General features: G+C 39.5%; 8 protein-coding genes. 2 read left to right on the forward strand and 6 right to left on the reverse strand.

All coding sequences use genetic code 11. The features are described from left to right. Positions 1–316 precede the first annotated feature (316 nt). Entirely contained in the window at positions 317–1,546 is a 1,230-nt protein-coding gene (locus tag ELS83_RS13595; RefSeq protein ID WP_171596104.1) for a 3-deoxy-D-manno-octulosonic acid transferase, read from the reverse strand. Positions 1,547–1,722: 176 nt separating this feature from the next. Between ELS83_RS13595 and ELS83_RS13600 the strand changes: the two genes are divergently transcribed. Both ELS83_RS13600 and ELS83_RS13605 read left to right on the forward strand, forming a co-directional pair. Continuing rightward, positions 1,723–5,136: a hypothetical protein gene (locus ELS83_RS13600; RefSeq protein WP_171596105.1), complete on the forward strand. Its 3,414-nt coding sequence runs from the start codon at positions 1,723–1,725 to the stop codon at positions 5,134–5,136. 72 nt (positions 5,137–5,208) lie between these two features. After that, a complete protein-coding gene (locus tag ELS83_RS13605) occupies positions 5,209–6,048 on the forward strand; it encodes an HAD family hydrolase (RefSeq protein WP_171596106.1) in 840 nt (279 codons plus the stop codon). Positions 6,049–6,051: 3 nt separating this feature from the next. Here ELS83_RS13605 and ELS83_RS13610 read toward each other — a convergent pair whose 3' ends face one another. The 5 genes from ELS83_RS13610 to ELS83_RS13630 all read right to left on the reverse strand — a co-directional run bounded on the left by ELS83_RS13610 (position 6,052) and on the right by ELS83_RS13630 (position 14,302). Continuing rightward, entirely contained in the window at positions 6,052–7,275 is a 1,224-nt protein-coding gene (locus tag ELS83_RS13610; protein ID WP_171596107.1) for an alanine dehydrogenase, read from the reverse strand. Between the two features lie 93 nt (positions 7,276–7,368). Continuing rightward, positions 7,369–7,785 (reverse strand): tRNA (adenosine(37)-N6)-threonylcarbamoyltransferase complex ATPase subunit type 1 TsaE, encoded by a 417-nt coding sequence (gene tsaE / locus ELS83_RS13615; RefSeq protein ID WP_171596108.1) that lies wholly within the window; start codon positions 7,783–7,785, stop codon positions 7,369–7,371. A gap of 20 nt (positions 7,786–7,805) precedes the next feature. Next, a complete protein-coding gene (gene porX / locus ELS83_RS22575) occupies positions 7,806–9,365 on the reverse strand; it encodes a T9SS response regulator signal transducer PorX (RefSeq protein WP_171596109.1) in 1,560 nt (519 codons plus the stop codon). A gap of 31 nt (positions 9,366–9,396) precedes the next feature. Further along, complete coding sequence (gene porW, locus ELS83_RS13625; RefSeq protein WP_171596110.1) at positions 9,397–12,978, reverse strand: type IX secretion system periplasmic lipoprotein PorW/SprE; 3,582 nt, start codon at positions 12,976–12,978, stop codon at positions 9,397–9,399. Positions 12,979–13,204: 226 nt separating this feature from the next. Continuing rightward, positions 13,205–14,302, reverse strand: a complete 1,098-nt coding sequence (locus ELS83_RS13630; RefSeq protein WP_171596111.1) for an Mrp/NBP35 family ATP-binding protein — start codon at positions 14,300–14,302, stop codon at positions 13,205–13,207. Positions 14,303–14,397 lie beyond the last annotated feature (95 nt).

Genomic DNA, 14,397 nt, shown 5'->3' on the forward strand with positions numbered 1-14,397 from the left:
ACAAAATGACCGGATTGCCCCGGCCTCATTTTGTAATATGCAATTTACACAAAGCACCCTTTCTGTACAACAAGGAAATAAAATTTTAATGAAAAGTTATCCACAATTTGTTGTTAATTTATTGATTTTCTGCATTTTAATTTTTTAAAAAAATCAAAAAGTTGTCCAAAAGGAAAATTTTCGCCTCTTCTCAGATAGCAAAACTTATCGACTTAAACAAATTATTTCGTCACTAAATTTGAGCAGTTGATAAAAACAAAATGGCAAAAACGTGGCAGCCCCAGTAAAGACTGGGGGTTCAAAAAAGAGGGTAAAATCAGACCTTAATTTCCGATAAAATTTTAGCGCTTGCGCCTCTCATTTTATCGACGTAGTTTTTGGATTTTTCGCCGGCAGTTTCTTTATCTTCCTGATTATTGTAGAATAAATCAAGCAAATTCTCTAATTCTTCGTAGTTTTCATAAGATTTTGAAGCGCCAATTTCGATCAGGTCTTTTGCCTCCTGAAATTTGTGATAATTGGGTCCAAAAATTACCGGCAATCCAAATGTTGCTGCTTCCAGGGTGTTGTGAATTCCTCTTCCAAATCCACCTCCAATGTAGGATACACTTCCATATCGATACAAGGACGACAGCACCCCAATACAGTCGATCACCAAAACTTCGGCAGCATCAATCTGCTCTTTTGTGGCCTTGGTGTATCGCACCCACGACTTTTCAATCTTTGCAGTAATATTATTAATATGATCCTCGTCTACTTCGTGAGCAGCGATGATGTATTTGTAAGAGTTCTTGCTTTGATTGATATAGCGAGTGATATTCTCCTCGTCTTTCGGCCAGGTGCTTCCGGCAATCAGCACTTCTCGGCCCTGAGCAAAATCCTCCACTTTTGGCAATGATTTAGATCCTGTTGCAATGGTGTATACACGATCGAATCGGGTATCACCTGTTAAGGTAACATTAGAAAAGCCGATTCCTTTTAACAAATCCACCGATTCCTGGTTTTGTACAAACAGGTGAGTAAAGGCAGTCAACATCTTCTTGTAAAAGCCGCCATATCCTTTAAAGAACAATTGATTTGGCCTGAATATGGTAGAGAATATATAAGTAGGTACATTTCTTTTCTTCAGCTCCTTTAAATAGTGGTGCCAAAATTCATACTTGATAAAGAATGCCATTTTGGGCTGAACGATATTCATAAAGCGTTTGGCATTGGATGCAAAATCGGCAGGCAAATAAAAGATATAATCGGCTCCTTCGTAGTTTTTTCTCACTTCATATCCCGAAGGAGAGAAGAAGGTAAGTAGTATTTTATATTCGGGATACTGCTCCTTAAAACTTTCAATTACTGGTCTTCCCTGTTCGAACTCTCCCAAAGAAGCCGAATGGAACCAAACAATATTCTCTTCTCCCTTTACGGCCTCTTCAAGCTTTGTAAATAGATTTTTCCTGCCATCAACCCACTGCTTGGCTTTGGGGTTAAAAAAAGCAGCAATTCTTACCAAAAGAACATACATTCGAATCGACAGGTTGTAAAAAAGAACCATATTTGAAAAAAATTAATATTTAACGGAACAGCTTCGCTATCTTTATTCTTTGCAAAACTAATAATTTTAAAGATCAGATTTCGTTATTGATGAAGTGAATCATCTCAAAGTATAAAATCTGACCCAAAGTAATTACTCTCTTGAAAGTTCGAATCCTTGTCATATTAGCTCTGATCTTGTGCATTCAAGAAGTTGGTTTTAGCCAAAACAACCTAAGGATAAAGCAAATTCTAATTCAAAAGGATACCACTCAGCTTGATTCCTTACTCATTCTGCCTGCTACGGTAAAACTGTTTCACCAAAATCAGGAAATCGATAAAAGCTGGTATCGTATCGATCCAGGAAAGGGTGAACTCATTGCCGATCCAAAATTGATAGAAGTGGGAGATTCACTCCTGATTACATACAGAATCTACGACTACAATATCAGCAAACCACTCTATACACGGGATATTTCGGACATGAACCTGGCAGGCGATGCGCGCCCAAGAATTCGTTCGACGGAATACAGATCGAATAACCGGGGCATCTTAAATAGCAGTCAACTGCAAAAACAGGGAAATTATTCACGCGGAATCTCCTATGGAAACAACCAGGATGTGGTAACCAATTCAAATCTGAATCTTCAGCTTTCCGGCAAATTGAGCGAAGATGTCAATATCCTGGCTGCCATATCAGACAATAACATTCCCATTCAGCCCGACGGCAATACCCAGTCGATACAGGATTTCGACAGAATTTACATTAAACTATTCGATGACAAAAGAGAACTCACCCTTGGGGATTATGAAATTGAATCGCCGGAAGGCAATTTTATGCGCTTTTATAAAAAGGTACAGGGTGGCAAATTTTCTGGTTTGATTTCTAAAGGGAAAAATGGAAATGAGTTGAAATCTACGATTAGTGCTTCCATTGCCAAAGGAAAGTTTCGAAGAATGGAAATTCAGGGATCGGAAGGAATTCAAGGTCCTTATCGCTTAACAGGTGTGAACAACGAAAGCTTTATTGTTGTTTTGGCTGGCTCGGAAAAGGTCTTTGTTGATGGAAAAAAAATGACTCGTGGCGAAAACTACGATTATGTGATCAACTACAACACAGCCGAATTGAGTTTTACCACCCAACGACCCATTACGAGAAATTCACGAATCGTGGTAGAATTTGAGTATTCGGAAGAAAATTATTCCCGTTACCTGATCTTTAATGCCAACGAATATCAAACGAAAAAAGGAAAAATCTGGTTCAATTTTTACCATGAACAGGATAGTAAAAATCAGCCACTGGATCAAACCCTTAGCAATGAAAACAAACAGTTGTTAAGCGAGATAGGCGATAAGCTGGACCTGGCAGTTGTTCCCAACGAAGAGATTGTGGAATACTCCAACGATTTTGTGCTGTACCGAAAAGTCTCAAGGGAGGTGAATCAAGTTACCTATGATATTTACGAATACTCGACAATACCTGAAGAGGCCATTTACAGGGTGAACTTCTCTTTTGTGGGCAGCAATGGAGGCAATTACATACAGGTGAACAGCGTGGCCAATGGCAGGGTGTATCAATGGGTTGATCCGCTTGACGGGGTACCACAAGGAGAGTATGCCCCGGTGGCAAAATTGATTCCGCCGCAAAAACAGCAAATGCTAAGTTTGGGAGCCGATTACCAGCTTGCAAAAAATCTCCGATCAAGATTCGAAATTGCCATGAGCAATCGAGACCTGAATAGCTTTTCATCGCTTGATGACAGCGACAACCAGGGACTTGCTGCCGACCTCCTGATACGCAAGAAGAGCGAGATTACTGACAGCAGCAAAGTGCTGATATCTGAATTGAAAATGCATTTTATTCAGAAAAATTTTGCTGAAATTGAGAATTTCCGATCGGTGGAATTCAATCGCGACTGGAACATCTCTGATGATGAAAATAAGAAGAATGAAAGCTACCTCTCATTGGCTAACCAGTTTAGGAATTTAAAGTGGGGAACTGCTTCTCATAACATTTCGATTTTGAACAGAGGTTCTGGCTACGAAGGGATTAATCAAAATGTAAACTTAGATTATCAGAGAAAGAAATGGTCGGTACGTTTGAATGGGAATTTACTGAATACCGATCAGCGCGAGGTGGAAAGTAAATTCTACAGACACCAACTCGATGCTGCTTACACAGGCAAAATTCTAAAAATCGGGATTGAAACAGAGAATGAAAACAACAAGATCGAAAAATCGGACGATAAGACTTTACTGGCCAACAGTTTCTCGTATCACTCCTACAAATTTTATATGGAAAACAGTGATTCTACCCAAAATCAATTCCAGGCTTACTACAGAAAAAGGAAAGATTTTATGCCAATGGATAATGAGCTAAAGTCGCAGAGTGAATCGGAAGACATTGGTGGAAAAATCTGGCTGAAAAAGAACCGGAACAACCAGTTAAAAATTGAGAGTATCTACCGTCGCTTATCCATTAGCGAGAATTCCCTTACAAATGAAGAGCCTGAAAATACATTTTTGGGCAAGCTGGAACACAAGGCCAGAATTAAAAAGGGTTTGTTGCAGACATCTACCTATTACGAATTGGGTTCGGGCCTGGAAAGTGAAAAAGAGTTTTCGTACGTAGAAGTTAACGATGGACAAGGAGTTTACCGCTGGACAGATTACAACGGAAATGGTGCGAAAGAGCTGAATGAGTTTGAAATTGCCACCTTTAAAGACGAGGCCAATTACATTCGAATTGCCACCAACACCAACAATTACGATAAGGTGTATACGAGTGATTTCAGACAAACCTTTACCCTTCGATTGAGAAGAATCAAGTCAAAATCGAAATTTGTCACTTTCCTTTCCAGATTTAGCAACCGCTTTGCTTACCGATTATCGAAAAAGAGCTTGAGCAATGATTTCAATCTGTATGCAAATCCTTTTGAAACCCATTCGTCTGACGAGAACTTAATTACCATCAATTCGAGTTTTCAGAATACTTTTTCGTACCGAAAGGCAAAATCTAAAACCAATTGGGACATCATTCATTTAAGCAGCAGGAACAAACAATTGCTTACCCAGGGTTTTGAAAGAAGAAGATTGACCCAGAATGGATTTCGATTCAACTGGAACATGGGCAAATCGAGCCAGCTGTCGAACCGAACCGATTACAGCAAAAAAAGCTTGTACCACGAGGTTTTTGCCAAGCAGGATTACAACTTGAAGGAAATTAAAAATGAACTTCAGCTAAAATTTCAAACCAGCCTGGTGTTTCAGTTTGGCCTAAACTACACTTATCAGCGTAAGCGGAATAAACTGGCCAGCGAAGAATCGACAACGCATAATGTGGGAGCCAATTGCCAATATGCCATTACAAAAACTGGCAAACTGCTGGCCAATTTAAATTTCCTGCATCTCGATTACAATGCGGATACCAACAGTTCAATAGCCTACGAAATGCTGGAAGGATTTTTACCCGGCAACAATTCAACCTGGAGCCTGGCTTACAATCAGCAAGTTTCGAAAGTATTTCAAATGAATATCAGTTACAATGGCCGACAAAGTGAAGGTGGCAAAACCATTCATGTTGGCAGCATGGAAGTGAGGGCATATTTTTAAGTGATTTCTGCCCCTTTCTTTCAACTTAAAACTGTAAATTTAGCTTTTGGGTAAAATTTGTATTAGATATTTATGGCAGATCAGATTAAAATTGTAGTAAGCGATTTGGATGGCACACTACTACCATCGATGGGCGAAGTAAGTAAGAAGAATTATGAATGTTTGGAGCAACTCAAAAAATCGAATATTACAAGAGTAATCGCCACCGGAAGAACTTTATACTCTGCCATGGCTGTTTTGCCCGAGGACTTTCCTATCGATTACCTGATTTTTTCGTCTGGTGCCGGAATCATGAGGTGGGAAACAAAAGAGTTGATTTACTCCCAACAAATTGAAGCTGAAGAGGTTTTAGAGCTATCTAAAATTTTGGTGGATCATGAAATCGATTTTATGATTTTAGATCCGATTCCCAACAATCACCAGTTTTGGTACTATAAAAGTGGCAACAAGAACCAGGATTTCGATAGAAGACTAAACCTCTACAAACAGTTTTCTACTCCGGTTGGAAATATCAGCGACACCAAAAGAGATGCTTGCCAGATATTGGCCATTCTGCCCAATAAGGTTGACTGGTTTGAAGAAATCAAGACCAAATTTGACGACATTAAAATCATACGTGCCACTTCACCTTTGGATCATGAATCGATCTGGATGGAGATTTTCCCTTTACACATTTCGAAAGGTCATGGTTGCGAATGGCTTTGCAATCAGTTAGGATTAAGTGCAAATGATTCTTTTGTGATCGGTAACGACTACAATGATATCGACCTACTGGAATGGGGAAAGCACAGCTACGTTGTTGAAAATGCGCCACACGAACTCAAGGACAAATATCAGGTCACTGAAAGTGTGATTGATGATGGTTTTGCCTTAGCTGTTGAAAAGGTATTGAGTGAATGTACGGTAAGGTAAGACTTACATTGCAGCCAGCAATAAATCGATATCCTTGGCCAGAATTCCAAATGTATCGCCTAACCTTCGGTTGGTTAGAATTCCCCTGTACACATAGGTTCCATGACGCAGTCCAATATCGTTCTTAATGAATTTATGAACGCCGCCATTCTGTCCGATATTCAGCAACAAAGGAGCACAAATATTACTCAGTGCAAGCGAAGCTGTTCTGGCCACATGCGAAGGTACATTGGGAACGCAATAGTGCAATACACCGTGTTTTTTAAATACCGGATCTTTATGATTAGTGAGCATAGAAGTCTCGAAACATCCGCCCTGGTCGATACTCAGATCGATAACAATGGAGCCTGGTTTCATTTTTTCTACCATCTCCTCGGTTACCATATAGCCAACATTTTCGGTACCATGGCGCAAAGCACCAATTACCACATCGGCCGAAGCCAAGGCTTTTTCGAGCACATGCGGATGGAAAATAGATGTGAAAACCCGATGCCCCAAATGATCTTCCAATCGGCGCAAGCGATAGATTGAATCGTCGAAAACTTTTACCATTGCTCCCAGGCCAAGAGCAGCTCTTGTTGCATACTCGGCAGCAGTTCCGGCTCCTAAAATAATAACCTCGGTTGGTGTAATTCCGGTAATTCCACCCAGCATAACGCCTTTTCCACCATGAGCCTTACTTAGATATTCCCCGGCAATCATGATTGAAGAAATCCCTGCAATTTCGGCCATAGAACGAACTACCGGATAAAAATTATCGCGATCTTTTACCAGTTCCAAAGCAATGGCAGTCACCTTTTTTTGCATCAGTTTGCGAACATTTTCGCCACACTGACTTTTAAGTTGCAAAGCTGAAAATAGGATTTGATTGCCCCTGAGCATATCAATTTCGGCACTTGAGAACGGGGAAACCTGCATTACCGTATCGCACTGATAGACTTCCTTTTTCTCCAGAACAATACGTGCGCCATTCTCACTGTATTCCTTATCGGTGTAATTGGAAGCCAGACCAGCACCGCGTTCAAGCACTACCTCGTGTCCATTATTCACGAGTAACTCTACTGACTGTGGAGTAAGACAAACACGGTTTTCACCTCGATATTCTTCTTTGGGAATACCAATTACCAATTGTTTGCGTCGGCGTTCTAATTCCAACATTTCTTCCTTAGGCTGGTAAAATTCATGTCCCAGAGGAAAATTCTTTGATCCTTCACTTAACGGCGCCATATGCTATATTGTAATTAAAAATGGAAACTTACACGAGGTAAGACATTACAATTTAAGAAATTTTTAGCGTTTTTCAGCTTAGACTATTTCTGATTAGAGAATACGGATGCTTCGGCTGCCATCAGCCTCTTCCTTAAAGTGAACCTCGATGGTATCATTTGGTAGAATCGAATCGATTTTTTCTGGCCATTCAATAAAGCACATGGCCTCGCTGTAGAAGTAATCTTCGTAGCCAAAATCGAAAGCTTCCTGCACATCATCGATACGATAAAAATCGAAATGATAAATAATATCTTCTTTTGCCGTATGGTACTCGTTTACAATGGCAAATGTTGGACTATTTATGGTATCCTGAACACCCATTTCCTCACAAATTGCTTTTACAAATGTGGTTTTACCAACACCCATTGCACCATGCATTGCAAAAATTCTCTTGTCTCCTACCAGCTTAATAAATTCAGCTGCAACAGAGTTAATATCCTCCAGCGAATTGATTTTTAATTCCGTCATTTCCTGCTAAATCTTTGTATTTAATTTTTCTTCGGACTCAATGTTATCAGCGGAACAATCATCTCTTCCAATGAAATTCCCCCGTGTTGGAAAGTATTTCGATAGTAGGAGCTGTAATAATTAAAATTGTTCGGATATGCCAAAAAGTCCTCTCCGAATGCAAAGATATAAGAAGAACTTACATTTACCTGCGGTAGGTTCGCTTTTCGTGGTTCTGTAACCTCAAAAACTTCTTTCGACTTATAATTCAGGTTCTTTCCCTGTTTGTAACGAAGGTTGGTATTGGTTTGCCTGTCGCCAATTACCTTAATCGGATTTTGTACCCGAATAGATCCATGGTCGGTAGTAATTACAAGCTTTACATTCTGCTCCGACAGCTTTTTGATCAGTTCTAAAAGCATGGAATGTTCGAACCATGAAAGAGTCAGGGAACGATAAGCAGCCTCATCGGCAGCCAGCTCTCGAATCATTTCACTTTCTGTCCTGGCATGCGATAGCATATCAACAAAATTGTATACAAATACACTCAATTGTGAATTCAAAATGGAGTTTAAATTATCCAGGACCTTGGCCCCCATTTTTTCATTGTTGATTTTCTCGTAATGATAAGTGTAATCTTTATAATGGCGTTTCAATTGGAATCCAATAAAGTCTTCTTCATGGATATTCTTGCTGCTTTCCTCGTCTTCCTCAATCCAATGCTCGGGATGCCTTTTTTTGATATCCAAAGGCATTAAGCCTGAAAACATTGAGTTTCGTGCGTACTGGGTGGCAGTTGGAAGAATGGAATAATACATGGAGTCTTCCTCCACCACAAAGTAATCGCTAATTACCGGGTATAAAGTTTGCCACTGGTCGTAGCGCAAGTTGTCAATTAAAATAAATGCAACTTTCTCTCCCTTATCAAGCAAAGGATACACTTTTTCTTTAAAAACATTAGGCGTAAGAAGAGGTTTATCTTCTTCATCAGGATCCATCCAATCGATATAGTTTTTCTTCACAAAACGTGCAAACAAATTGTTGGCTTCGGTTTTTTGCATGCGAAGAATTTCATCCATTCCCGAATCTTCGATATTGGCAAGTTCCAGTTCCCAGAACACCAGTTTTCGATACATCTTCATCCAGTCGTCGAAATCGCGGCAATCGTTAATCTCCATTCCCATTTGACCGAATTTCGACTGGTAGGCCATGGTTGTTTTTTCGGAAACCAAACGTTTTTTATCGATGTGTTTTTTAAGCGTAAGCAGTATTTGTTTCGGGTTAACCGGCTTAATCAGGTAATCGGATATTTGCTTGCCGATTGCCTCATCCATAATGTCTTCTTCCTCGCTTTTTGTAATCATTACAATTGGCAGGGCAGAATCGACCGATTTGATCTCGCTAAGCGCTTCCAATCCACTCATTCCAGGCATATTCTCGTCGAGCAATACCAAATCGAAATGAGAAGTTTTCACCAAATCGAGTGCATCGTAAGCATTGTTACACGATACAATTTCGTATCCTTTCTCCTCTAAAAATATAATATGAGGTTTCAATAATTCTATCTCGTCGTCAACCCAAAGTATGGTATTTTCTTTCACGCTTACATCAATTTAATCTTTACTAAAAATTCTATTTCAAATAGTATTTTTTGAAGAATTCCAGATACTTGGCAGTATCTCCTCCGTCTTCCACAAATACCTCAAAGTTCTCATCGGAAATCACAAAATTGCGATATCCCACTTTTTCCACAGGTGCAAACAAATCACGATTGGTAACAATGGCCCTGAAATACATCATTGCCTGTTTTTTATTTCTCATGTTTGTTACCAACAGCACCTCACGCTCATCATCCAGCTCACGAACTTGAATTTTTAATTCTCCCGTATTGTATCTTTTAATTCCTGTAAGCAACTGTTTTCTGTTCACATTGGCCTTGGTATAAACCAGGGCAAAATAATGATATACCTTTTCATTGAACTGATAAATTCCATCCTGAACCATTTGATCTTCTTTAACTGCCGGAGCAACATCCTTTGCATCTAAATAGTTCTTTTTAAAGAAATCCAGGTATGGGAACAAAGTTTTCTCTACGTAAAACTTCTTGAAATTCTCCTCGCTGATTACAAAGTTTCGATAATCTACACTTTCCAATTGTGTGTAAATGGCATCATCCGAAACCAGTTTTCTGAAATATTTCATTGCATCAGTTTTCGAACCGATATTATTTACAACAATCATGTTTAGATCATTATCGTATTGCTCTCTCAATACACTGTAATCTTTATCGTGATTGTAAATATCATTTCTCAGTTTGCCAATATTCACTTTACGTGCCGGAACCAATAAAATAAATTTGTGATTATCTGACTGATTTAAAACAAACGCAGTTGAGTCTAAATTGTTGTTTACCGCAACCAGTTTTCCTTGCTTTTTCACCGTTGATTGTTTTGGCTTACGCTCTACGTTAAAATAGCTTTTGGTATAAAAATCAAGGTATTGCTCTACATCTTTTGCCTTTTTCAACTGGTCGAAATTGGCCTGGGAAATCACAAAGTTTCTGTAATCAACATCTTCTAAACCACTATATGGCTTGCCACTGGTAATAATTCCGTTAAAATAATTCAAGGCATCCTCTTTATCCTTTAGGCCTTTCACCAAAATCATGATTTGCTCTTTATCGAGCGATAGACGATCCACTTTAAAAGTACGGCTGTTATAGGCATCCGAATTGTATCGCGAAACGTTGAATAGTGTTCTGTTAGGATCTCCATCTTTTTTAGAGAACATCAAGACAAAGTAGTGTTCGTCATCAGCTTTAAACTGATACAGACTTTTTGGTTTTTCAGCTTTGCCTTTTTTATCTTTCACCTCAACCATTGCCTGATCGCCTTCAATTCTCCAGTTTCGAAGCAACCTGTTTTGTCGGGCCAGCTCCATGTCTCTTGCAGTATATACAACCGGAACGGCTCCCTTTTCCAATCCTGCAAGAATTGCTTTTGTGGTTTGCGCAATTTCTTTGGTAGGATTCGATTTCAAGACCTGGTCGAGCGACTGTTTAAAAGTATTGACATCCTGGGTTCTGCCCACACTTAAGGCTCTCAGGAATAAAAATCTTGGGCGTAAATCACTTTCAGGATATCTTAACAATCCTTCGTTACAAAGACTAACTACTTTAAAATAGTAGTAGTTCTGGAACTCTTCGTAGGCTTGTGCATACAGCTGGTGTGCTCTTTGGTATTCAGCATCGAGTTTGGATTGATAATTTGGATCGCTTAAGGCCTTGGCATATTCGCTTCCCTTAAATTCTCTTAAAATTTTCTGCTTGTAAAAATCAGATTTAGCCGTTCGGTTTAAGGATTTATTAATGGCATAAGCATGATAGTAAGCCGACAAAAGATATGGATTTTCCGGGAATCGCTCCAAAAGAGTTTCCAGGCTTTCCAGGGCCTTCTCCTCATTTTTCAGTTTTTCCTCGTACACCAAAGCAGCCTGGTACAAGCCTTTCATGATTCTTTCATTGGATTTTACCATTGCAGCTTTCGTCATTGGCAAGTCCACCAAATAATATTCACGGCTTTTGGGATCTTTCTTTTTCGACTGCTTGCTGATTCCATCGCCTTTTTCCTGTTCTAAAATAAATTCCACATCATCAGGTGTGAAGCTCGACCTGTTTTTTCTTCTCCAGTTGTCTTCCAGTTTACGCCTTCCCCACTTGCGTTGGAATTCTGATTTTCCCAAACCAATATTTGTTGGGTTGTAGAAATACCAGTTGCCCTGGCTTTGATTTCTACTCACCGTATTGCCTAGCATATTGTTCTGACTAAAGAAAGCTCTGTCTGATTGCGCCTCAGCTTCCTGATCTCTTCTCTCTCTTTCTTTGTCGGCTACTTCTTTGATCATTTGACTGATCAATCGATCACGATCGGCCTGGCTCATTAGTGCCACTCGTTGCAAACTATCCTCGCGAACCACCATATTCAGATTGTTCACCAGTTCAGTTAGATTGCCCACTCGTTCCGAAATTTGATTGTAGTTCGGATAATCGTTTCCAAGATATGTCATGGAACTATCGTAACACATCTGTGCTTTTGGGTAGGTCTCCTCTCCAAAATAGTAATCGCCAAGTTTCAGGAATGAGATTGCTTTTTGGTTTTCGTTGAACAAAGAAACTTTGGTCGACTCCCAGTAATTTTCTATGGCCGATTCCATATTCTCATCCACCACATCCATTTCGGCAATTGCATAATAAATCTGGTCCTTGTATTCCTTATTCTTCTCGTCGCGCAGCATTTTTCGTAGACCTTTTCTAATTTCCTCACCATTTTCGGCACCCGTGTAAGATAGTGCTCGGCTAATTTTGGCATTAAAGGTCATTTCATAATTGGCATTCAAATCGATCAACTGCTGAAATGCGCGTGAAGCCTCTCCCGGGTTGTCGAGTTTCTGATGAATTTGAGCCAATAGGTAATAGTAACGAGCTTTCTTGTGTTTCTTTTTGGTAATGGCAATGCATCTTTCCAATGCTGGAACTGCATCATCGTATTGCTCCTGTCGAATTGCCATATCGGCATATAAGGCTTCGATACGTACCAAATCATCTTTCGAAAGTTCCTTTCTGTCATCAATACGGTCTAATATTTCGCCTCCCGAAATAAATTCCCCCCTGTCGATTAAGCTCACCGCTTTCCATAGCTTTGCTTCCGATACCAGGTCTGATTCCGGATATTCGCGAAGAATAAAATCAAAAGCTTTTTCTGCCACATGATATTCCCCTTTGTAAAACTGGGCTTTTCCAATCAGCATGTAACAATCGTCGATCCAATTGTTGTATTCTTTCTTCTTTCTAAACTCCTTATACTTCTCCGATTGATTTCCCTTTTTTCTTTTGGGCTTTCTTGTGATAGAGTGAATTTTAATGGCCTTGGTTGCTTTTTCCAGGGCTCTGTCCATACTCGAAAAGGAAGTGGTTCTGGCAGCAGGATTCTGATATTCGAACACCGGCAACAAAATCGTATAGTTTTCCTGAAGTCCGTTTTCTATTCTCTGTTCACCTTCTTTTAAGCTTTCTTTTCCATTAAAATAGACGTTATAATGAGTAGTAAGAGCATGATATTGTCTGCTTACAAAAGTATTCTTCTGATTTGAACAAGCATATGCAAAAATCAGAACAGAAATAATCGTTAAGGCGAATTGAATATATTTTCGAGTCAAAGCTTTATGTTTTGTTTGATAACACAACATTTTTCCTGCCTTGCATGCAGAAGTCTATTGTTGTTATTCTTAGTTTATTAGATTCCCAAAATGGTATAACTGTTAAGTGTAGAACTTTATTATTCTAAAATCTGAAATTTATTAAATAAAATCTAAAAATAGTTCTATTCGGGGAATAAAAAAAGGAGCAAAAAATGCTCCTTAATTCTTTATCTTGTTTTTTTACTTATCGCGTAATTTTCACACGTTCAGTTGGTGCCGAATTTTGGTTTCTTGAATCTACAACCGCATTTAGTTTGGCTGCTAAATCGGCGAAAGCCATTCCAACAACCGAATCTTCGTTAACCGCAGCTGGTTTCCCATTATCGCCACCTTCGCGAATGCTTTGAACAATAGGAATTTGACCTAGCAAATCAATTCCTTTCTCTTCGGCAAGTTTTTTACATCCATCTTTACCGAAGATATAGTATTTATTCTCAGGCAATTCTGCTGGAGTAAACCAGGCCATATTTTCCACCATTCCCAAAACAGGAACGTTTACACCTGGTCCTTCGAACATGCTGATTCCTTTAATGGCATCAGCCAGTGCCACTTCTTGTGGAGTACTAACCACAATGGCTCCGGTTACAGGAACTGTTTGCACCAGTGTTAGGTGAATATCGCTGGTTCCCGGTGGCAAGTCGATTAGTACATAATCCAATTCGCCCCAGTTTCCTTCTTCAATCATTTGTTTTAAGGCATTCGAAGCCATTGGTCCGCGCCATACTGTTGCCTGGGCAGGATCCACAAAGAAACCAATCGAAAGCATTTTTACTCCATATGCTTCGTGTGGCTCAATCAGGTCTTTCCCATCAACATTAATCAGGTTTGGACGAGCGCTTTCAGCTCCAAACATCAAAGGTACCGATGGACCAAAAATATCGGCATCGATCAGACCTACTTTTGCGCCTGATTTTGCCAAAGCAACTGCCAGGTTGGATGAAACGGTTGATTTACCAACACCACCTTTACCCGATGCAACTGCAATAATATTTTTCACCTTTGGCAAAACAGTCGGTTCGTCAACAACGTGCATTGCTTTTACCTTAATGTTTCCCTTAATTTCAGCTTCCTTATCAACAAATTTTAGAATTGCCGATACACATGCTTTTTTCAGAGGAATGATATTTGGGTCGTCTGATTTTTGAAATACCAAATCGAAGCCAATTTTCTTTCCCTCTATCTTGATATTACGAACCATATCCAATCCCATAATATCCTTATCGGTACCCGGAAATTGAACCAATTTTAATGCGTCCGTAATTTGTTTTTGAGTATAACTCATGATCTATGACTATTAATTCTGTAAAGTAATTTTTAAGATCGAAATCGCTTCCAGTTTACCTGATCGTGAATTCGATACGACACTTGCAAAGGTAA

This window comes from Marinifilum caeruleilacunae, assembly GCF_013141825.1.
In the GTDB taxonomy this organism is placed as follows: domain Bacteria; phylum Bacteroidota; class Bacteroidia; order Bacteroidales; family Marinifilaceae; genus Marinifilum; species Marinifilum caeruleilacunae.